Annotated in this window: 26 protein-coding genes and 2 pseudogenes; 17 read left to right on the top strand and 11 right to left on the bottom strand. The window is 67.1% G+C overall.

Features of this window, described 5'->3' with window-relative positions; translation table 11 throughout:
* Window positions 1-2: 2 nt before the first annotated feature.
* Window positions 3-1,481, bottom strand: a complete 1,479-nt coding sequence (locus tag HMPREF9336_RS08025) for an MFS transporter (protein WP_007470730.1) — start codon at window positions 1,479-1,481, stop codon at window positions 3-5.
* A gap of 298 nt (window positions 1,482-1,779) precedes the next feature.
* Here HMPREF9336_RS08025 and HMPREF9336_RS08030 point away from each other — a divergent pair, with 298 nt between their 5' ends.
* The 4 genes and pseudogenes from HMPREF9336_RS08030 (at window position 1,780) to HMPREF9336_RS08045 (ending at window position 6,332) form a co-directional block, all read left to right on the top strand.
* Window positions 1,780-2,601 carry a Bax inhibitor-1/YccA family protein gene (locus HMPREF9336_RS08030; protein ID WP_007470731.1) on the top strand — a complete coding sequence of 274 codons (822 nt, stop codon included), beginning with the start codon at window positions 1,780-1,782 and terminating at the stop codon, window positions 2,599-2,601.
* Between the two features lie 118 nt (window positions 2,602-2,719).
* Window positions 2,720-3,796, top strand: a complete 1,077-nt coding sequence (locus tag HMPREF9336_RS08035; RefSeq protein ID WP_007470737.1) for an alpha/beta hydrolase — start codon at window positions 2,720-2,722, stop codon at window positions 3,794-3,796.
* Between the two features lie 47 nt (window positions 3,797-3,843).
* The gene (locus tag HMPREF9336_RS08040; protein WP_021030333.1) at window positions 3,844-4,890 is read left to right on the top strand and encodes an alpha/beta hydrolase; all 1,047 of its coding nucleotides are present in this window, start codon (window positions 3,844-3,846) and stop codon (window positions 4,888-4,890) included.
* Between the two features lie 55 nt (window positions 4,891-4,945).
* A pseudogene (locus HMPREF9336_RS08045) lies at window positions 4,946-6,332 on the top strand (cystathionine beta-synthase).
* Window positions 6,333-6,367: 35 nt separating this feature from the next.
* Here HMPREF9336_RS08045 and HMPREF9336_RS18410 read toward each other — a convergent pair.
* Together HMPREF9336_RS18410 and HMPREF9336_RS08050 are read right to left on the bottom strand one after the other, a co-directional pair.
* Window positions 6,368-6,559 carry a hypothetical protein gene (locus tag HMPREF9336_RS18410; RefSeq protein WP_156920323.1) on the bottom strand — a complete coding sequence of 64 codons (192 nt, stop codon included), beginning with the start codon at window positions 6,557-6,559 and terminating at the stop codon, window positions 6,368-6,370.
* Entirely contained in the window at window positions 6,556-6,999 is a 444-nt protein-coding gene (locus HMPREF9336_RS08050) for an RrF2 family transcriptional regulator (RefSeq protein ID WP_007470744.1), read from the bottom strand. Before HMPREF9336_RS08050 ends, HMPREF9336_RS18410 begins: the two co-directional genes overlap by 4 nt.
* A gap of 55 nt (window positions 7,000-7,054) precedes the next feature.
* Here HMPREF9336_RS08050 and HMPREF9336_RS08055 point away from each other — a divergent pair, with 55 nt between their 5' ends.
* Window positions 7,055-8,215 carry a cystathionine gamma-synthase gene (locus HMPREF9336_RS08055; RefSeq protein ID WP_040584704.1) on the top strand — a complete coding sequence of 387 codons (1,161 nt, stop codon included), beginning with the start codon at window positions 7,055-7,057 and terminating at the stop codon, window positions 8,213-8,215.
* Between the two features lie 3 nt (window positions 8,216-8,218).
* A pseudogene (locus HMPREF9336_RS19310) lies at window positions 8,219-8,368 on the top strand (PLP-dependent transferase); the annotation flags it as partial.
* 142 nt (window positions 8,369-8,510) lie between these two features.
* Here the strand turns inward: HMPREF9336_RS19310 and HMPREF9336_RS08060 are convergent.
* Together HMPREF9336_RS08060 and greA are read right to left on the bottom strand one after the other, a co-directional pair.
* A complete protein-coding gene (locus HMPREF9336_RS08060; RefSeq protein WP_007470746.1) occupies window positions 8,511-8,876 on the bottom strand; it encodes a DUF488 domain-containing protein in 366 nt (121 codons plus the stop codon).
* 61 nt (window positions 8,877-8,937) lie between these two features.
* On the bottom strand, window positions 8,938-9,429 hold the full coding sequence (greA, locus tag HMPREF9336_RS08065; RefSeq protein ID WP_007470747.1) for a transcription elongation factor GreA: 492 nt from the start codon (window positions 9,427-9,429) through the stop codon (window positions 8,938-8,940).
* A gap of 375 nt (window positions 9,430-9,804) precedes the next feature.
* Here greA and mca point away from each other — a divergent pair, with 375 nt between their 5' ends.
* Together mca and HMPREF9336_RS08075 are read left to right on the top strand one after the other, a co-directional pair.
* A complete protein-coding gene (gene mca / locus HMPREF9336_RS08070; RefSeq protein ID WP_007470748.1) occupies window positions 9,805-10,671 on the top strand; it encodes a mycothiol conjugate amidase Mca in 867 nt (288 codons plus the stop codon).
* Window positions 10,668-10,892: a hypothetical protein gene (locus HMPREF9336_RS08075; protein WP_007470749.1), complete on the top strand. Its 225-nt coding sequence runs from the start codon at window positions 10,668-10,670 to the stop codon at window positions 10,890-10,892. The genes mca and HMPREF9336_RS08075 overlap by 4 nt, the downstream gene beginning before the upstream one ends.
* Window positions 10,893-10,895: 3 nt before the next feature.
* On the opposite strand, the gene trhA is transcribed toward HMPREF9336_RS08075, so the two are convergent.
* From trhA to HMPREF9336_RS17900, 5 genes are all read right to left on the bottom strand, one after another.
* On the bottom strand, window positions 10,896-11,600 hold the full coding sequence (gene trhA, locus HMPREF9336_RS08080) for a PAQR family membrane homeostasis protein TrhA (protein WP_007470750.1): 705 nt from the start codon (window positions 11,598-11,600) through the stop codon (window positions 10,896-10,898).
* Window positions 11,601-11,682: 82 nt separating this feature from the next.
* A complete protein-coding gene (locus HMPREF9336_RS08085) occupies window positions 11,683-12,036 on the bottom strand; it encodes a hypothetical protein (RefSeq protein ID WP_007470751.1) in 354 nt (117 codons plus the stop codon).
* Complete coding sequence (locus HMPREF9336_RS08090; protein WP_021030337.1) at window positions 12,033-12,830, bottom strand: DUF1906 domain-containing protein; 798 nt, start codon at window positions 12,828-12,830, stop codon at window positions 12,033-12,035. The genes HMPREF9336_RS08085 and HMPREF9336_RS08090 overlap by 4 nt, the downstream gene beginning before the upstream one ends.
* Complete coding sequence (locus HMPREF9336_RS18680; protein WP_021030338.1) at window positions 12,827-13,420, bottom strand: hypothetical protein; 594 nt, start codon at window positions 13,418-13,420, stop codon at window positions 12,827-12,829. The genes HMPREF9336_RS08090 and HMPREF9336_RS18680 overlap by 4 nt, the downstream gene beginning before the upstream one ends.
* Window positions 13,421-13,470: 50 nt before the next feature.
* Entirely contained in the window at window positions 13,471-13,629 is a 159-nt protein-coding gene (locus HMPREF9336_RS17900; protein WP_211235445.1) for a helix-turn-helix domain-containing protein, read from the bottom strand.
* Between the two features lie 313 nt (window positions 13,630-13,942).
* Here HMPREF9336_RS17900 and HMPREF9336_RS08100 point away from each other — a divergent pair, with 313 nt between their 5' ends.
* Window positions 13,943-14,218, top strand: a complete 276-nt coding sequence (locus tag HMPREF9336_RS08100) for a helix-turn-helix domain-containing protein (RefSeq protein ID WP_021030339.1) — start codon at window positions 13,943-13,945, stop codon at window positions 14,216-14,218.
* On the opposite strand, the gene HMPREF9336_RS08105 is transcribed toward HMPREF9336_RS08100, so the two are convergent.
* A complete protein-coding gene (locus tag HMPREF9336_RS08105) occupies window positions 14,215-14,547 on the bottom strand; it encodes a hypothetical protein (RefSeq protein ID WP_007470761.1) in 333 nt (110 codons plus the stop codon). The two genes, HMPREF9336_RS08100 and HMPREF9336_RS08105, sit on opposite strands and share 4 nt — an antisense overlap.
* 342 nt (window positions 14,548-14,889) lie before the next feature.
* On the opposite strand from HMPREF9336_RS08105, the gene HMPREF9336_RS08110 reads away from it, so the two are divergent.
* The 8 genes from HMPREF9336_RS08110 (at window position 14,890) to HMPREF9336_RS08145 (ending at window position 22,405) form a co-directional block, all read left to right on the top strand.
* Window positions 14,890-15,927, top strand: coding sequence for a GAF domain-containing protein (locus HMPREF9336_RS08110; RefSeq protein ID WP_007470767.1), 1,038 nt, complete (start codon window positions 14,890-14,892; stop codon window positions 15,925-15,927).
* Between the two features lie 318 nt (window positions 15,928-16,245).
* Entirely contained in the window at window positions 16,246-17,448 is a 1,203-nt protein-coding gene (locus tag HMPREF9336_RS08115; protein WP_007470768.1) for a hypothetical protein, read from the top strand.
* Window positions 17,449-17,454: 6 nt separating this feature from the next.
* Complete coding sequence (locus HMPREF9336_RS18420) at window positions 17,455-17,973, top strand: hypothetical protein (protein WP_021030340.1); 519 nt, start codon at window positions 17,455-17,457, stop codon at window positions 17,971-17,973.
* A 94-nt stretch (window positions 17,974-18,067) separates the two neighbouring features.
* Window positions 18,068-19,114, top strand: a complete 1,047-nt coding sequence (locus HMPREF9336_RS08125) for an MBL fold metallo-hydrolase (protein ID WP_051357308.1) — start codon at window positions 18,068-18,070, stop codon at window positions 19,112-19,114.
* Entirely contained in the window at window positions 19,108-19,902 is a 795-nt protein-coding gene (locus HMPREF9336_RS08130) for an isoprenyl transferase (protein ID WP_007470771.1), read from the top strand. Before HMPREF9336_RS08125 ends, HMPREF9336_RS08130 begins: the two co-directional genes overlap by 7 nt.
* 93 nt (window positions 19,903-19,995) lie before the next feature.
* Window positions 19,996-21,543 (top strand): signal recognition particle protein, encoded by a 1,548-nt coding sequence (gene ffh / locus HMPREF9336_RS08135; protein WP_007470772.1) that lies wholly within the window; start codon window positions 19,996-19,998, stop codon window positions 21,541-21,543.
* A 131-nt stretch (window positions 21,544-21,674) separates the two neighbouring features.
* A complete protein-coding gene (gene rpsP, locus HMPREF9336_RS08140) occupies window positions 21,675-22,166 on the top strand; it encodes a 30S ribosomal protein S16 (protein ID WP_007470773.1) in 492 nt (163 codons plus the stop codon).
* Window positions 22,163-22,405: an RNA-binding protein gene (locus HMPREF9336_RS08145; RefSeq protein WP_007470775.1), complete on the top strand. Its 243-nt coding sequence runs from the start codon at window positions 22,163-22,165 to the stop codon at window positions 22,403-22,405. Before rpsP ends, HMPREF9336_RS08145 begins: the two co-directional genes overlap by 4 nt.
* Window positions 22,406-22,420 lie beyond the last annotated feature (15 nt).

A 22,420-nucleotide genomic window follows, 5' to 3' on the forward strand; every position in this document is an offset into this window, starting at 1 on the left:
AGTCAGCCTGCTTGCGCGGCTTTCGGCCGCGCGAACAGGATGACGGGGGCGACAAAAGCCAGGGTGACGCCCGCGACGGAGAACGCGGCGGTGCAGCCCGCCAGCTCGGCGGCCTTGCCGCCCCCGGCGACGAGGTGTTTCGCCTCGGCGTAGACCTGGCTGAAGAAGGCGGTGCCGAGCGCTCCGCCGATCTGCCCGTACGCGGTGAAGATCGCGCTCGCCGACCCGGCCTCCCCTTTGCGCACGCCGACCAGCGCGAGGTCGGGCAGGCAGACCGAGAGCATGCCGAGCCCCACGCCGAGCAGGACGATGGTCGGCAGCATTCGGGTCGTGTAGTCGTCGTCGAGGCTGAGCCGGGAGAACAGGAGCATCCCGGAAGCGGCGATGAGCGCGCCGACCATGCTGAGGGCGCGGACTCCGACCCGTTCGGAGAGCCTGGTGATGGAGAGGCCGCCGACGAGGATGCCGACCAGGACGGGGAGCAGCCGCAAACCGGTCTCCGAGGGGTCGTACCCGCGCAGTTTCTCCATGTACGTCGCAAGGAACAGCGTGCCGCCGAGCACTCCGGAAAGGGTGATGGCGTTGCCGAACGAGGCAAGGCCGCAGGTGCGGTCGAGCAGGACGCTCGGCGGCGCGAGCGGAGCCGACGCGCGTCGCTCGACGAGGACGAACCCCGCCGCGAACGCCGCGAAGAGCGCGCTGCACCCGACGAACAGCACGATGGAATGAGTGGCCTCCACCTGGTAGACCGCAAGGCCGAGGCTGATGAACGCGGCTGTCGAGAGCGCCGCGCCCGGCAGGTCGTAGCCCGCGCGGCGGCGCTCGTCTTGCGCGCGGAACAGCATCAGGACCAGGCAAAAGACCAGCACCGCCAACGGCACGTTGAGCAGGAGGCACCAACGCCAGTTCGCGTATTGCGTGAGCACGCCGCCGAGCGCGAGGCCGGAGGCGGTGCCGCCGACCGCGACTGTGCCGATGATCACAAACGCGTTCGCCCGCTCGCGCGCGCCGGCGAAGGAGGTGCTGACCAGGGCGAGCACGGCAGGGGCGAGCAGCGCGGCGAAACCGCCTTGGGCAGCTCTGGCGAGGAGCAACTGGGGGCCGTGGTACGCGGTCCCGCCCAGCAGGGAAGCGGCTCCGAAGCCCGCCATGCCGAGGAGGAAGGCGCGCCGATGGCCCCATGAGTCGACGGCGCGCCCGCCCAGGAGCAGCAGGAGGCCGTGGAAGAAGACGTAGAGCGTGACCACCGCCGACCGCTCGTTGTCGTTCAGCCCCAGATCGGATTGCACTTGGGGCAGGGCGACGCTCATGATTGTGCCGTCGAGCGCGAGCACGAACTGAGTCGCTCCGCCGATGAGCAGGATGGGCCAGCGCGACCATCGGGAGGAGCCTCCGGCGGCATGCGTTTCGCCAAGATGTTCTGGACCGACAATCCGGGGCGCTTTCCGATCGGACGCAGAGCCCTCGCTCGGATTTGTCATTGGATGAAAGTAGCAATCCGGGGCTTTGCAAGCAATAGATGCCGCCTCCCGCAGATGCCGGTTCCGGTGCGTCTGGTCTCCGCTTTCCCCGCCGCCGCATTCCCGAATAGTTCTGCGACAAGGGCTTCGGCGAGAGCGCTCGGCTTTCGAGGGAAGCGGGGATCGAATCCGGGGAACGAAAACTCCGCGTGATACGTTCACTTGGGTAAGGGCGCGGAGAAGCGCCCGCGCCAGGCGATTTCCGGGTAGTCTGGAAGCGCAGAGAACCTGGCAGCAGGAGAAGACGAAAGGACCAACGGTGCGTCAGAGCAGCAATCCAGTTTTCCGAAGCCTCACAAGGCTCGGGGCGCAAGGCGGTGCGCAGGCTGGCGCGTACCAGTACGGCCAGCAGCAGGCTCCGTACAACTACCAGTACCAGGCTCCCTCGGCGACGCGGACGCTCTCCGTCGACGACGTGGTGGCCAAGACCGCGACCAGCTTCGGGGTCCTCACCATCACCGCGGTGCTGTCCTACTTCCTGACGATCTCGTCCCCGGCGCTCGGCGGAGCCATCGCCATGATCAGCGGCCTGGTCGGGCTGGGCCTGGTCCTGTTCGCGACGTTCGGCCGCCAGCAGGACAATCCCGCCGTCGTGCTCAGCTACAGCGTGGCCGAGGGCCTGTTCGTCGGCGCGCTGACGCATGTGTTCACCGCGCCGTTCGGCGTGAACGCAGGCTTGCTCATCACAGAGGCGCTCATCGGCACCTTCGGCGTGTTCGCCGGAATGCTCGCGGTCTACAAGATGGGAGCGGTGCGGGTGACGCCCCGCTCCACGAGGATCGTCGTCGGCCTGATGTTCGGCGTGCTGGGCCTGATCGTCGTGAACCTCATCGCCTCGTTCTTCATCCCCGGCGGGCTCGGCCTGCGCAGCGGCGGGCCTCTCGCGATCATCTTCTCGCTGGTGTGCATCGGCCTGGCCGCGTACAACTTCCTCATGGACTTCGACAGCGCGGACCAGCTGATCCGCGCCGGAGCCCCGCAGAAGGCGGCTTGGGGCATCGCGCTCGGCCTGACGATCACGGTGGTGTGGCTCTACATCGAGATCCTGCGCCTCTTGGGCTACTTGAACTCGAGCGACTAGACTCCGTCCGACTGGACGCCACGGAAGTCCCGCCTGTGCCACAGGCGGGACTTCCTGTAGTGTTACGGACCACATCTATACCCGTAGATTGACGCGGGTTTGACCCGGAAAGGCGGCTATGGGCTCGACGGAGCGAGAAGACTCCCCAGACCCGGATGTCTCCGGCGCGGTCGGCGACGACCCGGCGGTCGGGGAGAAAGACGCGTTCGCCTGGGAGAAGTATGGCAAGACGAGCCTGATCGCCAGGGTCGTCGGGGTCTTCTTGTGGTTGACAGTCCGCAAGGTGCTCGCCCTCTTCTCCTACATGCCGCGCGTTCTGTACCCGTGGGCGCTCGTGGACATGCTCGCCCCGTTGGTCATCTTCCCCGCGCGTGACTTCCAGGGAGAGCTGGTCAGGCTGCCGCACTGCGACGGCCGGTGGTTCACCAAAAACAGGGAAGACGCGCCGCGCGCCATCCTGTACCTGCACGGCGGCGGCTTCATCGCTTGCGGCATCAACACCCACCGCAGGCTGGCCACGCAGATCGCGGCCTCGGCGCAGGCCTCGGTGCTCGCCGTTGACTACCGCAAGCTGCCCGAGTACTGCGTGGACGAATCGGTCAAAGACTGCGTCCTCGGCTACCGCTGGCTGCTCGACCGAGGCTATCGGCCGGAGCAGATCGCTTTCGCCGGCGACTCCGCGGGCGGCTATCTCGTGTTCGCGACCGTCGTCCGGCTCCAGGAGGAAGGCCTGCCCTTGCCCGCCGCGCTGGTGGGGATCAGCCCGTTCGCCGACTGGACCGTCCGCACGAAAGTCACCCATCCGAACGAGCGGATCGACAGCCTCTTGCCGCGCCCTGTTTTCTACTATTTAGAGCGCAAGGTGGAAGAGTCGCAGGCCCGCGCGACCGTGCGCGGCGTCGAGCCGCCGAAGATCGACCTTTTCGAGCGATCGCTGGAGGGCTTCCCCCCGGTGCTGCTCCACGCCTCCGCGCACGAGGTCCTGCTTCCGGACGCGGAGCGGCTCGCCGAGTCGTTGACGCGGGCGGGCGTGCCGGTGAAAGCCAAACTCTGGCGGGGCCAGCCGCATGTCTTCCAGGCCGTTGATTTCCTGATCCCCGAAGCGAGGGCCTCCATAGCCCAGATCGGCAGATTCATCTATCAGACGACGGAGGCTCCGTGCGAAACTGAGCGCGGGGCAGAGGAAGACGAGTAACCGATACCCGCTGTCGCGCGAACCGGAGCGCTCAGTATTCTGTGGTGATGACTACCACATCGAATATCGACGGGCGGGCGGCGACCGGCTCGGCGGGCGGACAAAGCCTTCGAGTCCTCCACCACACGACGGCCAGTTTCGTCGCCCGTGTCGCCGTGGCCCTGCTCTGGCTCACCGCTCGCCCCATGATTTTCTTGGTCGCTTTGCTGGGCAGGCTGCCCTGGCCCGACGTGTTGGTCGCGCGCTGCGTCCGGCTGATCGACGTGGCGGCGAGGCTGATGCCCAGCCCGGCGGGCTCCCGCTTCGAAGAGGTCCAGCTGCCCGGTTGCGCCGCGCGCTGGTACCTGCCGCCGCGCGTGCCGCAGCAGCCGGAACGGGCGATCCTGTACTTGCACGGCGGTGGCTTCATCGCCTGCAGCGCGCACACCCACAAGCGCCTCGCGAACAGCCTCGGTTCGCGGTCCGGGGCCGGGGTGCTCTTCGTGGAGTACGGACAGTTGCCCTTCTACCCGGTCGACGAGTCGGTGCGCCATTGCCTGGACGGCTACCGGTGGCTCTTGGCGCAAGGATGGGCCCCGGAGCAGATCGCTTTCGCGGGCGACTCCGCGGGCGGGTTTTTGATCTTCGCCACCGCGTTGCGGGCGCGCGAGGAGGGCCTGCCGCTCCCCGCCGGCCTTGCCGCCATCGCCCCCTTCACGGACTGGGACATCGCCACCAAGATCGGCCACCCGAACATCGGGCGCGACAGCCTTTTCGCCAAGGGCACGGTGAAGAGCCTCGAGATCGTGGTGAACCGGGCGCAGGAACGGGCGAAGAGCCGGGGCCATCAGGTGCGTCCGATCCCTGACCTCTTCACGCGTTCGCTCGAGGGGCTGCCGCCGTCGCTGATCCACGTGTCCGACATCGAGATGCTGTATCCGGACGCGGAGAAGCTGGCTTCGGCCCTCGGCGCGGCAGGGGTGCCGACCACGCTGAAGGTCTGGGCGGGCCAGCTGCACGTCTTCCAGGCCATCGTCGAATTCACGCCAGAGGCGAGGGCTTCGGTGCAGGAGCTGAGCGCGTTCATCCGTTCGGTCACCTCGCCTGCCGCGTAGGCGGCGATCCGCCTAGCTGGCCGGGGGCGGGGGAGTCTGTGAAATGATAGGGACGATGCGCATCGCAGCCCACGTCACAGAGCTCATCGGGAACACCCCGCTCGTCCGATTGAACTCGGTCGTGCCGGACGGCGCGGCGGCGGTCGCGGTGAAGCTGGAGTACTTGAACCCCGGCGCGAGCTCGAAGGACCGCATCGCCGCCAAAATGGTCGAGGAGGCGGAGCGGGCCGGGCTGCTCAAACCGGGCGGCACGATTGTCGAGCCCACGTCGGGCAACACGGGGGTGGGGCTGGCCCTCGTCGCGCAGAAGAAGGGCTACAAGTGCGTCTTCATCTGCCCGGACAAGGTCAGCGAGGACAAGCAGAACGTGCTCAAGGCGTATGGCGCGCAGGTCGTGGTGTGCCCGACCGCCGTGCCGCCGGAGCATCCGAACAGCTATTACAGCGTCTCGGACCGGCTGGCCAAGGAGATCGAGGGAGCCTGGAAGCCGAACCAGTACGTCAACCCTGCTGGCCCGGCGAGCCACTACGAGACCACGGGCCCGGAGATCTGGCGGGACACCGACGGGACGATCACCCATTTCGTCGCGGGCGTCGGCACCGGCGGCACGATCAGCGGGACCGGGCGCTACCTCAAGGAGGTCTCGGACGGCGCGGTGAAAATCATCGGCGCGGACCCCGAGGGCTCGGTGTACTCCGGCGGGACCGGACGGCCGTACCTGGTCGAGGGCGTGGGCGAGGACTTCTGGCCCGACGCGTACGACCGGACGGTGACCGATGAGATTATCGCGGTCTCGGACGCGGACTCGTTCAATATGACCCGTCGGCTGGCGCGGGAGGAAGGTCTTTTGCTCGGGGGTTCGGAGCGGGCTCGCGGTGGTGGCGGCGATCCGGGTGGCGCAGCGGGTCGGGCCGGGCGGGCTGGTGGTCGCGCTTTTGCCGGACGGCGGGCGTGGATATTTGTCGAAGATCTTCAACGATTCCTGGATGCGCTCGTACGGATTTTTGCGCACCCGTCTCGACGGCTCGGCGGACGAGCACGCCGTCGGGGAGATCTTGCGCGGCAAGTCCGGCGAGCTGCCGAGTTTCGTGCACACCCATCCGCAGGAGACGATCCGCGACGCCATCGACATCCTTGCGGAATACGAGGTGTCGCAGATGCCGGTGGTCGGGGCCGAGCCGCCGATCATGCTCGGCGAGGTCGCGGGCTCGGTGGACGAGCGCGAACTGCTCTCGGCGGTGTTCAGCGGCAGAGCGTCGCTTGCGGACCCTGTGAGCAAGCATATGAGCGCGCCGTTCCCCTTCATCGGCATCGGCGAGCCGTTCTCGCAGGCGATCAAGGCATTGGGGGAGTCCAACGCCCTCATGGTCGTCGAAGACGGCAAGCCAGTCGGGGTCATCACCCGCCAAGACCTCCTGAACTTCCTCCGCACCGCGAAATAATTTCCCCTGGGTCCGCTCGCCGCGTGGTCGGCGGCTCAGCCGAAGATGAGCGAGCGGCGCGCCCCGGCTCCCGCTCGAGCCCCAGGGCTCTGCAAGCCCGGGAATGGCGGGGAGTTCGTCGGCCACGCCGGTCGCGGGGACGAGCTGGAGGGCCGCCGCGATCCCGGCGTAGCTGCCGCCGATGAGATGTCCTCGTCGGCGCTTTCGGCGGTCTTCGCGGTGGTCATGGCCCGACTCCTTCGTCGGACTGAGGGTCGTGGGCGAGGTCGGCGCGCAGGGCTGCCAGCGTGATGTTGCCGAACGCCGCGAGGAGGAGCGCTTCCGCGCTGTCGAAGGACTCCGCGAGCTTGGTTTGGACGGCCCTGGCCGCCATGCAGGGGTGGTCGGGCTCGTCGCGGATCATCGTGAACATATTTGGCGAGCCGACTGCCCGGTAGACGTCGAAGAGGGTCAGCTTCTCAAGGCTCCGGGCGAGCGTCCAGCCGCCGCCGTGGCCCTTGGCCGACGCGACGAGCCCGTGCTCGCGCAAGCCCGCCATCGTGCGCCGCACCACCACGGCGTTGGTGCCGAGGTGGGCGGCGATCCGCTCCGAGGTCATCGGCTCTTCCTTGCTGGCAAGGTGCAGCAGGGTGTGCAATGCCCGAGGCAGTTGCCCGTTCGGTTTCATGTAACTAATTCTATTACGAATTTGGCGGGAAGCCGGCCCGGCTAGACTCTTCGGGGTGAGCGCACAGGATTTCTCCAAGCAAGGCTTTTCCACCCGAGTGATCCACCCCGACCACGAGCTGGACCCCGCGTTCGGCGCGGTGAACGCGCCGATCTACGCGACCTCCACATTCGCGCAGGACGGCGTGGGCGGGCTGAAGGGCGGCTACGAGTACTCGCGCAGCGCCAACCCGACCCGCACGGCGCTGGAGAAGACCATCGCGGCGAGCGAGACGGCGCAATACGCCAGGGCGTTCAGCTCGGGGCTGGCGGCCACCGACGCCGTGCTGCGCGCGTTGGTGAAGCCGGGCGACCACCTGGTCATCCCGCACGACGCGTACGGCGGCACCTTCCGCCTGGTGGACAAGATCTTGCGGCCCTGGGGAGTCGCGTACTCCATCGCCAAGTCGCACGAGCCGCAAGCCTTCGTCGACCAGATCACCCCTCGGACCAAAGCGGTGTGGGTGGAGACTCCGAGCAATCCGCTGCTGTCGGTCACCGACATCGGCGCGCTCGCCGAGGCCGCGCGCGCCGCGCAGGTCGCGCTCCTCGTGGACAACACATTCGCGTCGCCGTACCTGCAGCGCCCGTTGGAGCTCGGAGCGCGCGCCGTGGTGCACTCGGCGACGAAGTACCTCGGCGGGCATTCCGACGTCATCGGCGGAGCCGTGGTCACGAACGACTCGGAGCTCGACGCGGCGGTGGGTTTCCTGCAGAACGGTTCCGGCGCGGTGCCGAGCCCGTTCGACGCGTTCTTGATCCGGCGCGGCATGCTCACCCTCGGCGTCCGTGTGCGCCGTCAAAGCGAGAGCGCCCTGACGATAGCCCAGTTCCTCGCGGACCATCCCAAAGTCGCCAAGGTGCTCTATCCGGGCCTTCCGGACGATCCTGGCCACGCCGTTGCGAGCAAGCAGATGCGGGGCGGGTTCGGCGGGATGCTGTCGGTGCGGCTGCGCGGGGGAGAGCAGGCCGCGCTGGACCTATGCGCCCGCACCAAGGTGTTCACGCTCGGCGAATCGCTCGGCGGCGTGGAGTCGCTCATCGAGCATCCAGGCCGTATGACGCACGCTTCGGTGGTCGGGTCCGATCTCGAGGTGCCGTCTGATTTGGTGCGGCTTTCGGTCGGTCTTGAGGATGTCGAGGATTTGATCGCGGATTTGGGCCAAGCGCTCGGTTGATGGGTGGAGTCGCTCATCGAGCATCCAGGCCGTATGACGCACGCTTCGGTGGTCGGGTCTGATCTTGAGGTGCCGTCTGATTTGGTGCGGCTTTCGGTCGGTCTTGAGGATGTCGAGGATCTGGTCGCGGATTTGGGCCAAGCGCTCGGTTGATGGGTGGAGTCGCTCATCGAGGCGGTGTTTCTGGCCGTATGACGCACGCTTCGGTGGTTGGGTCTGATCTTGAGGTGCCGTCTGATCTGGTGCGGCTTTCGGTCGGTCTTGGGGATGTCGAGGATTGGGGCCAAGCGCTCGGCTAATCCGCTTCGAGCACGTCCCGAAGCACCGCGAGGTGGCTGGTCTCGATCTGCTTCGCCGCAGTGAGCAGGGTGACAGGGCCGTGCTGGAGCAGCCCTCGGATTTCGTCCAGCGCGGCGGTGCGGTCCGGCAGCGCAAGCTCGGCGCGGTACCGCGCGGCGAATTCGGCGAACGATCCGGGGTTGCTGTGGTACCACTGGCGGAGTTCTTGGGTCGGGGTGATTTCTTTCGCCCACCGGTCGAAGCCCGCTTGGTCTTTTTTCACCCCGCGCGGCCAGAGCCGGTCGGCGAGGACGGACGTGCCCCGCCGCAGGCTGTGGTCGTCGTAGACGCGCAGGAGGCGCAGCGGCTGTTCCTCAGGCATGCGAGCAGTTTAGAGCGGCCGAGGGGGAAAGCGCGTCCCGGCGCTCGGGCTGCGGCGTGGCTTAGCCGTGGTAGGGCTCGGCGGACACGAGGGTCACCTTCACCACCGCGCCGTTGGGCACGGTGTATTCCCTGGTCTCGCCGACCTTCGCGTCGAGCAGCGCGCCGCCGAGCGGGGAATTGGGGGAGTAGACCTCGAGCTTGCCGCTCTGGGCCCCTTCTTCGCGGGTGGCGATGAGGAAGGTCTCGGTGTCGTTCTTGTCCCCGTCGTAGTACACCGTCACCACGGAGCCGGGAAGGGCGACGCCGGACTGCGTCGGCGCGGCTCCGACCTTGGCGGTCGCCAAGAGGTCCTGCAGCTGCCGGATGCGAGCTTCCTGCTGGCCCTGCTCCTCGCGAGCGGCGTGGTAGCCGCCGTTCTCCTTCAGGTCGCCCTCTTCGCGCCGCTCGTTGATCTCGGCGGCCAAAGCGGGCCGGTTCGCGATCAGCGTGTCGAGCTCGACCTTCAACCGGTCGTGCGCCTCCTGGGTCAGCCAGGTCACGTTCTCAGTCATCGTCTTTCGTCCTCTACTTCTTCGATTGGGGCTTCTTGTCCGCTCGCACCGGGCGGAAGAGCCGCTGCTCGGAGCGCTGCACGGCCGCAACGGGCCGCAAGCCGGACCAGGGCTGGCTGCCACTGGCGGGACGCTTCCCTCAGCGTTCGCTGCTGTGGGAGAGGGCTGCCGTCCGCTCACCGCGTCAGTGCCGCGTTCGCCGGCGGGTTCGGATGTTCGTCCAGTCGCCAGCTGCTCGGCGTAACGGGTGTCTTGCCTTCACCAAGCATTACGCGCCGTGGACTCCACGGCGCGCGTCGGTCTAGAATACCACGTTGTGCCGTTCGCTAACACAAAGACGACGACTGTGAGCCAGATCAGATCGGGTTGGACCGCATGAGCGGATTCCGGTTGATGGCGGTTCACGCGCATCCCGACGACGAATCGAGCAAAGGGGCGGCCACCACGGCGCGGTACGCGGCGGAGGGCAACGAAGTGCTGGTGGTGACGCTGACCGGCGGGGAGCGCGGGGACGTGCTCAATCCCGCGCTGGACACTCCCGCCGTGAAGGCGAACCTGCCCGCGATCCGCCGCGAGGAGATGGCCGAGGCGGCGCGCATTCTCGGCGTGTCCCACCGATGGCTCGGCTATGTGGACTCGGGCTTCCCGGAGGGCGATCCCCCGCCCCCGTTGCCCGAAGGGTCGTTCGCGGCGGTGCCGGTCGAAGAGCCGCTGCGCGACCTGGTCTCGGTGGTCCGCGAGTTCCGCCCGCACGTCATGACCACGTACGACGAGAAGGGCGGCTACCCGCACCCGGACCATATCCGCTGCCACGAGGTGGCCATGGCGGCGTTCGAGGCCGCCGCCGACCCGGAGCGCTTCCCCGAAGCCGGGGCGGCTTGGACGGTCAGCAAGATCTATTACGACCACGCGTTTATCCGCAAACGGCTGGTGCAGTTCCACGAGTTGCTCCTCGAGCGGGACGGGGAGAGCCCGTACACGAAGCTCTTGGAGAACTTCCCGGCGGGTGAGGACAAGTCGCACCGGGTCACCACGAGCGTGGAGTGCGCGGCGTACTTCCCCCAGCGCGAGGCAGCTCTTTTGGCGCACCGCTCGCAGGTCGACCCGAACGGGTACTTTTTCGCCGTGCCGGTCGCGCTGCAGCAGCAGCACTGGCCGACGGAAGAGTTCGAGCTGGCGCGCTCCCGTGTGCCGACGAACCAGCCCGAGAACGACCTTTTCGCAGGATTGAGGCAAGTATGACGACAGATTTGGTGTTCCAGCTGCTGGCAGTGGGCCCGCCGGGCCCGGAGCAGGGCAAGGGCTCCCCGTGGGGCGTGGTGATCACGCTGTTCCTGGTGATCGCCGTGTTCCTCCTCGGCTGGTCGATGCAGAAGCATCTGAAGAAACTCCCGAAGAGCTTCGACGATCCGGAGGCGGGGGAGCAAGACGAGGCCGAAGAGGGCCAAAAACCTGGCCGTTGAGCGTCAAGCGCTCGCGACGACGGCGAACCAGATGGCGATGTGGTGGCAGACCGCCGCGACCACTGTCGCGGCGTGGAAGAACTCGTGATGGCCGAACGTCCTCGGCCACGGGTTCGGCCATTTCGTCGCGTAGAGGACCGCGCCGACGCTGTAGAGCGCCCCGCCGACCGCGAGGAGCACGACCGGGGTCACCCCGCCCCCGGCGAGGATCTCCGGCAGCATGAACAGCGAGATCCAGCCCAGGACGAGGTACAGGACGACGCCGAGCCATCGCGTGGAGTGCGGGAAGCAGACCTTGAGCACCACTCCGGCGAGCGCCCCGATCCACACCACGGACAAGATCCAGCGGTAGGTCTCGGGTTTGAGGAGCAGATAACAGAACGGCGTGTAGGTGCCCGCGATGAACAGGAAGATCATCGAGTGGTCGAGCCGTTTCATCAAGCCTCGGGACTGGGCGTTCTGCCACTGCGTCCGGTGGTAGAAGGCGCTCACGCCGAACATCGCGCACACGGTGAGCGAGTACACGGCGGTGGCCCCAACGGCCCTCGGCCCTGCGTAGCCGCCCGCGAAACTCACCAGGGTGATGCCGCAGACCACCGAGATCAGGCAGGCCCACGCGTGGATCCAGCCGCGCATCCGGGGTTTGAGCGGGGCAGGCGGTTCCGACGGTGCGCAGAAGTCCCACTCGGTCAGCGTGCTCGTCGTCATGTCGTTCCTTCCGCCATACGCCATGGCAGCGTCGGTATCAGAACATCATGGTAACGCCGCGAGCCCGGATGCGGGGAATGCGTCACTGTTGGGCCTCCCGGACCGCGCGCTCCAACGCTTGGAGCGCGGAAGGGGGCAGGTCGGCGGGCCGGCCGGCCTCCAGCTCGGCCGGGGCTTCGTCGACGACCGGGCCCGGCGCTGGCAGCCCGGGATCCGCGCCGGGCGCGGGGTTGGTGTGCCGGAGGGCGACGTGGGCCGCGCTGCCGTAACCGAGGCCGAGCAGGACGATGATCAGCTGCTCCCATAGTTTGGCGTGCGGGATGGCGATGCCGTAGGCGATGATCAGGGCGCTGCCCGCCTGCCAGAGGTGGTAGATCGTGACGCGGACGTTGTAACTGAGCGGATGCAGCTTGATGTTCACGACGTGGATGTTCATGGCTCGTCCTCCTGAAGGAGCTGGGTCAGCGCGGCGCTGATCGCTTCGACGGCCCGGTCGTGGTCTGCCCTCAGCTCGGCAAGGAAGGCCACGACGGATTTGTGGCCGAGCTGGGGCCAGCCGCCGCCGTCCGGCCCCACGAGCTGTTCCCACGCGAGCCTCGGGTAGTCCGGCGGCTGCTCCGGCGGGAGGGGCGCGACCTCGGCGGGAGCCCCCCACTGCCCGTAGTCGTCGGCGAGGGCTTCGTCGACGCCGCATTGCACGCCGCCGACGTCGACGAACCCGATCCGTTGGTGGAGCTGCCGTCCGACGAGCCGGTTCGTCCCCGACCACGCTTCGGTCTGCCAGAACCAGTTGGCGAGCCCCGCCTGCTTCGCCCGCGAGAGCGGCCAGTACCCGCCGTAGATGCCGACTCGGTCGAAGCCGACCACGCTCGCCGCGCCCCGGAGGTAGTCGTTGATGGCTTCTTGCTGCTCGGGTGTGGCGTCGAAGTCGCAGCAGAAGTAGACGGGCCGGTCCTGAGGGCCGTTGAGCCTGGCGATGTGCTGTTTCGCGGCCTGCGCGTCGAGCACTCCGGCCTGGTAGCCCCCGAGCATGCGATCGGCGGTCGTCTCCCAGCAGGTGACGATTTCGATCCCGTGCGCGCGCAGGTCGGCGGCCTCGTCGGCAGTGAGCTGCTTGCCGGGGAGCGAGGGCCCGCCGTCGGTGAGGTAGCGGACGGCGAATTGGTAACCGGCTTCTTTGATGGCTTTGCCGCCAGGCCGGCCCCTGGCGTAGTCGAGTCCGCGGATCATAGCGCTTCTCGCATTCTGCGCAGGTAGAGAAGACCGGGCGAAGCCGCCGCGGTCTCGGGCTGATTGACGGGTCGCGGCGCGCGCGCCGACAGCGCTGTCCGCTCGTCGCTCTTGGCGGGGATCAGATGCTGCCATCGGTCAAGGACCTCCCTCGCGTTCGTCGGGATGCGGGGGTTCTCCTCGCGCGGCAGGTAGACGATGGCGAACGTGTGCGCGTTGGTCTTCGAGTCGGCGGGGCCCCGTTCGACGGCGATCCTCCCGCCGGGCTGCGGCTTGACCGCGCCCGTCTGGCGCAGCGCGGACTTCAAGCCTTCGCGCAACCCGAGCTTGTCGATATAGAGCCTGCGCACGCCCTGCCAGTCGTCGGCGCAGTCGGGCTCGTCAGGGGCGGTGAGCAGGACGAGCTGCATGATCGGCTGTCCGTCCCGGTGAAATCGAGGCTCCCCGGTCCCGTAGACGGTGGCCTGCTGGCGCCACCCGGCGAGAATGGTGCCTTCGAACGAGCTGCCCACTTGAGGGAATTTCGCGGCGGGGGGCGCGCTCTCCTGGTAGTCCACCTCCGCGCTCTGCCAGTCGTCGTTTGTGCTCATCGTGTCCTGCCTTTCGTTTCTCCTTCAGCCGTCTCGCAGAGGAACAAAGGTCATCGGGCCGCGCATTTTCTCCAAGCCTCGACGACCGCTCGGTGGTATCGGACCTCTTTGCCGAGCCGCCGGCCAGGAGGGCCGGTGCCCCTGGCCCGCATCTGCCGCACCTCCCGGACGGTGATCTTCAGTTCCTCCGCGAGCTCTTCGCTTGTCATCCAGGGGTCGCACATCGTCGTCCTTTCGTTTCCGCGCCGTCGCGTCGCGTGGGCGACGAACTCAAGGCTTCCACGAAACGGCAGTATTTTCTCAATCTCTCACGCATTGCCGAGCTGATTTTTGACCAGGGATTGGTCAAAAATCACGGCATAACGCCAATTAAGCTCCGAGTATATTTTGAATATGCAGTGACGACTCTCACAGTTGCGTTGTTTCGAATATGACTACAAAAGTGTCAGAATCGAGATAGCTCTCTCGGCGGGCGCGCAGGCGGGTTCGCCTTGTTCTGCCCTCTCGGATACGTTTGGCCAGATGAGCAGAAATCGGGTGCCGCCCCCGGACGGGCTCGCGCGCCTCATCGCCGAAGAGCTGAAGGCTCTGCGCTCGCGCCGAGGCTTCACCTTGGACGAGCTCGAACTCGCCTCCGGCGTGTCACGTTCCACGATCTGGCGGATAGAGAACGGGAAGTCGGACCCCAACGTCGAACAGATGACACGGCTGTCCCGCGCGTTGGGGCTCGACCTGCCGCGCCTGGTCCAGCGTGTGTTCGACAACTACGTGGAAGAGTCGGGCGGGGGGTTCGACTAGCCGTAGAGCGGGCCCATGCGAGTGTCGCGCTCGCCGGTGATGAGGGCGGCGAAGTCTCGCATCTCCCGCGAGGTGAGGCCGAGCGTGATGCCCTGGCGCAGGATGTCGACCACGAGGCAACGCCGCCTGTTCGCGAGCCGAAGGGCGGCTTTCTGGGCCGAGACGGGGAGCCTTCTGTTCCAGAGCGTCCGGTTCGGGTTGAACGCGCGCACGCGCTTGCGCGCGGCGATCCGCTCTGATTGCTCCCCGCTCGGGCCGGGAAGGAGTGCGGGCCGCCGCGTCTGCGGGGCGAACTGGTCTTGAGGCGACGTCGAAACCGGGAGGTGCATCTGTGCTCCATACGGAATGACTGAGCGTCCACGCGCTCGGTGATCCTGTGTTCACTCTGTACCGCGCGGGCGCGGGAGAACAAGTTAACTCACGCGCTTTAACCCATTCCGGGTGCAACCATTTCGAATCTAACATGTATTTCCTTTGCCTGCAAGAGCGTTCGGCTATATTCGGAATGCGGGCTCCGTCTGCCCGTTGGCCTTGGCAGCTGAAGCCGATGCCCAGCGTGAATGGTGGAACCCAGGACGTATGCGCACATGATCGTCCGCCGCGAGCTTTGACGCTGACCGCGCCGCTCGCGGCGTCGATCGGCGCACATGGCCTGAACGCAGGAGGCCCGAATGGCGGGTGAGCGGGAATGGCTCCTCGTAGACACATTAGGCAGCGCGCCCTCCGTCGTCTGCGTCGGGAGAAGGCAGATGGCGGGCCTCCCGGAACTGACCACTGTGCTCAGCAGGAACGCGAGCCTGCGCGATCTTCTCGCCGCGTTGGGGGGGATCGGCGACCACGTCGGGGAGGTGCGGCTTGTCCGGGGCAGGAAGGGGCAACAGCTCCACATCCGCCCGGTCGCCCTGCCCGACGGCCAGGTCCACGGGGCGCAGGTTTGGATCGGCAAGCAGGGCGAACAGCCGCCGCCTCGTCCGCTTGCGGGCGCATGGTGGTGGGATGTCGCGAAGGCCGAGAGCGTCGAGGACGAGGAGTCGTTCAGGACCCGCGCTTTCCCCGGCGGCTACCGCCGCCACAAGGCCATCGCGGCGGATCTGCGGATGTTGGTCGACCCGCTGGACGAGTCCACCGGGCTCGGCTTCGTCCTCTCGGGCAAGCCGGGCGAGGCGTACGACTCCATCTGGACCCACCAGAGCGCGGACGCGGAGTACGTCCGCATTCGGTTCTCCGCGCACATCAGCGTCGACGCCGACGGCGGCCGGCACGTGCGCGGAGTGGACACGAACGTCGACATCGACCCGCGCTCGTGGCAGCATCCCCGCCCCACGATGATCGCGCGAGTGGTCAGCCTCGCCACCCGCAGGAAAGGCGAGCACTGCGCCCTGATGCTCGACCCAGAGGCGTTCACGTTGTGGCGCTGGTGGAACGACCCGCCGCTGTGGCTGGGGGACGCCTACCAGCCCCAGCTGCACCCAGAGGACCGGCCCGTCCTCTTGTCCCTGCTCGCAGGCCTACGAGGCCGGGCCGACCCCGGCTCGGGGCGGAACAGGGCCGTGCTGCGCTTGATGGGGGCGGGCGGCGAGTGGCTCGAGGCCGAAGTCGAAGCGGACCTTGCCCCGCTCGATATGGCGTACGCGGAATTCGGCGTGTCGTCGAACACGGTCAGGAATTCCGTCTTGCTGAGGTTCAAGCTCGTCGAGCCCGACGCGTGAACGACTCCAGGAACATCTCTTGACGGTACGAAGAACGGGTGTTAGCCTTGAGATGTAGCGAGATTTTCGCGAGCGCACGATGGCATGACGGCCCGGCGACGATCTTCGAAATATTCGCACAGCACCACTCTTCCTTCCGGTTTTCGCGGCGTTGACATTTGTATCATCTCGTATCAGAAGCGCGACGACGCCGGCATATCGCAACCTAGCATGAGCTTTCTTGGCTCCCCGACTTCTCGGGCTCGCCGAAAGATGGCGATCATGCGGAAAACACTCGCAGTAAGCGATCACCCTTCTTGAGCGAAAGGGGCATGAGTCATGCCAGAAATTCCGAACTTGGATATTGATCCGGTGAAGCGGCGCATGCTGACGTCGGTGAATCTGATCGAACTCAACATCACCGAGGACGCAGTGCAAGCGATCTTGGCTTCAGACGGTCTGAAAAAGGAAGTCCGAAACAATGGGAACCGGGTGTACATCTCGCCGGACGGACTCTCGATCAACGAGAGGAACTTCGGCAATTACCCTGGTCCGACAGCGGCGGAACAGGGCTGGATTTCTTATTTCCATATCGGCGCGCCGCTTGTCGAGGAGCGCGCCGACATCATCCAGCCCCCGCCGGACGTCTTGTCCTCCCGTTTGTACGAGAATCGGTCGAGCAGGAGGTCCCGGAGCTTCACGGACTCTGTTCAGTTCACCATCTCGAACACGCTCTCTTGGTCACTCGAAGGCACGGCCCAGCTCACGCTCGAAGGCAGCGCCACCGGCGAATTAGCCGCTCAGCTGCAGGTGAGCATGGCGCAAAGAAATGCGGAGATGATCTCGTACACGATCTCGGACATGGCCTCGGGCACGTCTTCGGCCACGGCGTCGAACACCGCTATCATCCACGCCCATCCAGACAACACCGGCTTTCAGAACGAAACTCTGGCCTCGGCGACCGACTCCGTGACAGTCGAGGAGACCGAGTCGACGACTTTCTCGGAGACCATCACGAACACCGAGACGGAGACCGGGACCGGCACCGCGACAGGGAGCGCGACGGCGCTTGCTTCGCTGCTCCTCGGCCTCACCGGTTCGGTCGGCGGGTCGGTGACGACTTCCTGGACTTCGACATCCGAGGTTTCGGGCGATATTCCGGCGGCCAGCGCCGTTCAGACGATGGCCACGCAACGAAGACAAGTCAAGCAATACACGTACGAGCTGCCGATCACTTTCGGCGGATTCGTCGCTCTGCATTACCCTCAGCCGGTGAGCGTGGAGAGAGGCTCTCCGCAGGACCCCGCGACGAATACCGCCACAGTGATCGCGCGGGACATCTCGGCGCTCGGATTGGCGGACGTTTCCACGCCTTCGGGCATTGCGTATCGGCCGAAAGGCGTCGCGGAGCTGGTGTCCACACTGGGCGTGGAGCACATTGTCTTCGACGAGGAGGAAATTCCGGACAGCGGCCAGACGTTCAGCTACCCACGAAAGCATTATCTCGAAACAACCGATCACGACAACGACTCAGGATGGTGAGCAATTATGGTTTTCCACAATATCTTCGATTTTTCTCGGAGCAGTTCCGAAGCCACCGCAGCTGCGGAGAACGGCATATCTGGCTACCTCGCGACGCAACCGGCGGAGCCTATCAGCGTTCCGCCGCACGACCCGTCGGAGCCGTTCGCGGACAACGGACTGCGCGACCCCAAGATCGTGCGGGAGACTCTGCCTGAGGCGCAGAGCGTGTTCGACTGGCTCGGCACGCTGACCGGAGCCATCCGGCAGAGCGCCGACAAACAAGAGGCGGCGAACAACGACCCCAACACCACGATCGACCCGTCCGAGTCGATCGTGACGACGGGAGCGGCGCACAACTCGGAGGCCACCGGCGTCGTCCATATGCCGACGGTCCAGGCCCCTGGGGCTCCGGCGGTCCAGCAGCCGCCGAGGCCGTCGGCCCCGCCGCCGCAGCAAGCCCCTGCTCCGACGGCCCCGACCGCGCCGCCTCCTCCGCCGCCGCCGACGACTTCGCCCTCGCCGGAGCCGCCCACAACGGCGTGATCGGCGCGCGAGCCGCATGCCCCGTCCTCGTCCATGAGGGGGGGCATGCGGCTCGCGCACGGCCCCGCCCTCGGCCACGGGATAAGCTGTCGTGGTGACACCTTTCACCATGCCGACAGTGCTCGGCGAGCCCGCCGAGTACCAGGGCGGCTGGCACGAAGTGGCCGAGGGCACGTGGGCCTGGCTACAGCCGAACGGCAAGCTCGGCGAATCCAATGCGGGCCTGATCTGCGGCGACGGTGAAGCGTTGCTCGTCGACACGCTGTGGGATCCGACTCTCGCCGCCCGGATGCTCGACACCGCGCCAGTGCCCGCCGAAACGATCACCGTCGTGGTGAACACCCACGGCGACGGCGACCACTGCTGGGGGAACCAGCTGGTGTCGGGCAGGCGGATCATCGCGGCCGAGGGGGCGCGAGAGGACATGGCCGAATTCGACCCGCGCGTGCTCGCCGCGGCGGGCCGGTTCGGCTCGCTCGCGGTCCCGGTGCTTGAACGGCTGCCGTTGCGGGAGAAGATCCCCGGCCTGCGGCCCGCGATCTTCTTCACGAGCTTCTTGCGGTCCATGGGGCAGTACGACTTCCGGGGCGTGCGGCCCACGCCGCCGACCGAGTCGTTCGCCGGGTCGCTCTCGCTCCAGGTGGGCGGCCGCCGGGTGGAACTGGTCAAGGTCGGCCCGGCGCACACTAGGGGCGACCTGCTCGTCCATGTGCCCGACGTGGACGTGGTCTTCGCGGGCGACATCCTGTTCTCCAAGGTCACGCCGATCATGTGGGCGGGGCCCGCGGAGAACTGGATCGCGGCGCTGGACCGAGTCCTCGCGTTCGAGCCGGAGGTCGTGGTGCCGGGGCACGGCCCGGTGGGCTCGGCAGCCGATGTGACGGCGCTGCGGGCGTACTGGGAGTTCGTCTTGCGGGAGGGCTCCGAGCGGCATCGGGCGGGGCAGAGCGCGCTCGCCGCCGCGACGGCGATCGTGCGCGGAGCCGAGTTCGAGGAACGGGGCTTCCGCCGATGGCACGACCCGGCGCGGTTGGGCGTGAGCCTCACGGTCATCTTCGACCGGCTGTCGGGGCGGCACGGCTCCGCTTCTTTGCGCGCGCGGGGGTTCGTGGCCATGTCGAGGCTGGCGAGCGCATGCTAAAGCGCAGCAACCCCGTGCGGCGGGCGGCGGCCCGAGTGGTGTACGGCCTCTACGAGCGGCAGGTGGAGCGGCAGTTGCGGGGCGCGAGGCTGCCGGAGCACATCGCGGTCCTGTGCGACGGCAATCGCAGATGGGCGCGGGCCAACGGTTTTTCGGACGTGAGCCACGGGCACCGGGTCGGAGCCCTGAAGATCGCGGAGTTCCTTTCGTGGTGCGACGCGGAGGGCATCGGCCACGTCACGGTGTGGCTGTTGTCCACGGAGAACCTGCGGCGCGATCCGGAGGAGCTCTCGGCCCTGCTCGACATCATCCACGAAGTCGTCGCGGAGCTGTGCGCGCCGGACAAAAACTGGCAGGTGCGGATCGTCGGGGCGTTGGAGTTCCTCCCCGAGGAGTTCGCCGCCAATCTGGTGAGCTCCGCGAAGAAGACCGTTGGCCGCACCGGCGGCCACGTCAACGTCGCGGTGGGCTACGGCGGCAGGCAGGAGATCTCCGACGCGGTGCGCTCGCTCGTCGCGGACCGGCTCGCCTCGGGTCTGGCGGGGCAGGAGCTGGTGGACTCGATCGACGTGGCGGCCATCGGGGAGCATCTGTACACCTCCGGCCAGCCCGATCCGGATTTGGTGATCCGCACGTCGGGAGAGCAGCGCCTCTCCGGCTTCCTGCTCTGGCAGAGCGTGCACTCCGAGATCTGGTTCACCGAGGCGTTCTGGCCGGAATTCCGCCGGGTGGACTTCCTGCGGGCGATGCGGGACTACGCCGCCCGGCACCGGCGTTTCGGGGTCTGACGGAGCCTGGCCGAGGGTCTGCTGCGTTCTCGGAGCCCCGCGCGGCCCGATACACTGATGCTTTAGGGCTTTACTCATCAAGGAGTTTCATTCGTGTTCAGTTCGCTGTCAGACCGGCTGGTCGGAGCGCTGTCCCAACTGCGGGGCAAGGGCAAGCTGTCCGAGGAGGACATCGACGTCACCTGCAAGCACATCCGCATCGCGCTCTTGGAAGCGGACGTCGCGCTGCCGGTGGTCCGCGAGTTCATCGGGCGGGTCAAAGAGCGGGCCAAGGGGGTGGCGCTCTCCGGGGCGCTGAACCCTGCCCAGCAGGTGGTGAAGATCGTCGACGAGGAGCTCACCGAGATCCTCGGCGGCGAGTCCCGCAGGCTGCAGTTCGCCAAGACCCCGCCAACGGTCATCATGCTTGTCGGCTTGCAGGGCGCGGGCAAGACCACGCTCGCGGGCAAGCTCGCCAAATGGCTGAAGCACCAGGGGCACGCCCCGCTCCTTGTCGCCTGCGACTTGCAGCGCCCAGGGGCGGTCAAGCAGCTGCAAGTGGTCGGCGAGCGGGCCGGGGTGGGTGTGTTCGCGCCGGAGCCGGGCGCGAGCCTGGACAACGACGGGATCACGGTCGGCGACCCGGTCGCGGTCGCCCGCGCCGGCGTGGAGTTCGCCCGAGGGCAGCACCACGACGTGGTCGTGGTGGACACCGCCGGCCGGCTCGGCGTGGACCAGGAGCTTATGGCGCAGGCTGCCGCGATCCGCGACGCGGTGTCGCCGGACGAGGTGCTGTTCACCGTCGACGCGATGATCGGCCAAGACGCGCTGCACGCGGCGACGGCGTTCGACCAGGGAGTCGGGTTCACCGGAGTCGTGCTCACCAAGCTCGACGGCGACGCCCGAGGCGGAGCCGCCTTGTCGGTCCGACAGGTGACCGGCAAACCGATCCTCTTCGCCTCTGTCGGGGAGAAGCTCGAAGACTTCGACGTCTTCCACCCCGACCGGATGTCGAGCCGCATCCTCGACATGGGCGACCTGTTGTCCCTGATCGAGCAGGCGCAGCGCGTCTTCGACGAGCGCCAGGCCGAAGAGGCCGCGCAGAAGATCGCCTCTGGGGAGCTGACGCTGGAAGACTTCCTGCAGCAGCTCAAGCAGATGCGCCAGCTCGGGCCGCTCGCGAACATCATCGGGATGCTGCCGGGCGCTGGGCAGATGAAAGACGCGCTCGCGCAGGTGGACGAGCGAGAGCTGGACCGGCTCGAAGCCATCATCTGCGGCATGACCCCGCAGGAGCGCGCCGACCCGAAGCTGATCAACGCCTCGCGGCGGCTTCGGATCGCGAACGGGTCCGGCGTGACGGTGAACCAGGTCAACCAGCTCGTGGACCAGTTCTTCCAGATGAAGAAAGTCATGGGCCAGCTCGCGGGCGGGATGTTCGGCGGCGGCTTCGGCTCCCGGCCGAGCAAGGCGAAGGCGAAGGCCGCGAAAAAGGGCAAAGGCAAGAAGGGCGGCGGCAAGGGGCAGCAGCGCCAGCCCTCTGGCGGTCTGCCGAGCGCTCCGGACGGCCTCTACGACCTCCCTCCGGGGCTGGAAGACATCGACCTCTCGTCGCTCAAGCTTCCGCCGATGCCGAATTTCCCGGGGTTTCCGGGGCGGTGACGGGCCACCAGAGCGGGGCATTTGTCTGAACAAAAGATTTCTGGCAAGATAGCAAGCCGGATGAGCGCGCGGGTCAGTCGTGTCCATTGCGCGCCGACAGCAACGAACGAAACACTCTGTAGAGGAACCTGGTGGCAGTTAAGATCAAGCTTCAGCGGCTCGGCAAGATCCGCACCCCGCACTACCGCGTCGTCGTCGCCGACTCCCGTTCCCGTCGGGACGGCCGGGTGATCGAGACCATCGGCAAGTACCACCCGAAAGAGGAGCCGAGCTTCATCCAGATCGAGTCCGAGCGGGCTCAGTACTGGCTGGGCGTCGGCGCGCAGCCGACCGAGCCGGTCGAAGTGCTGCTGAAGATCACCGGCGACTGGCAGAAGTTCAAGGGCCTTCCGGGCGCCGAGGGCACGCTCAAGGTGGCCGCGCCCAAGCCGTCCAAGCTCGAGGTGTTCAACGCGGAACTCGCCAAGGTGGGCGAGTCCGGGTCTGGAGCCGCCACCACGCCGAAGAAGTCGCGCAAGAAGGCTGACGAGGCCAAGGCCGACGAGGCGAAGGAAGAGTCCGTCGAAGAGGCCGCGCCGGTCGCCGAAGCCGAGGCTGAGGCTGAGGACGCGCAGGAGCAGTGACCGACACGTTGGTGGAGGCCACCGAGCACCTCATCCGGGGCATCGTCGCGAACCCGGACGACGTCCAGGTCCGCCTGGTGGGCGGTCGTCGCGGCCGGGTCCTCGAAGTGCACGTGCATCCCGAGGACCTCGGCAAAGCGATCGGTCGGGGCGGTCGCACGGCCAGCGCGCTGCGCACCGTGGTCAATTCGATCGGCGGCCGAGGCGTTCGCGTGGACTTCGTCGACCTGGACCGCTGACGGAGGGGCTCTGGG

The organism is Segniliparus rugosus ATCC BAA-974, from assembly GCF_000185725.2.
Lineage (GTDB): Bacteria > Actinomycetota > Actinomycetes > Mycobacteriales > Mycobacteriaceae > Segniliparus > Segniliparus rugosus.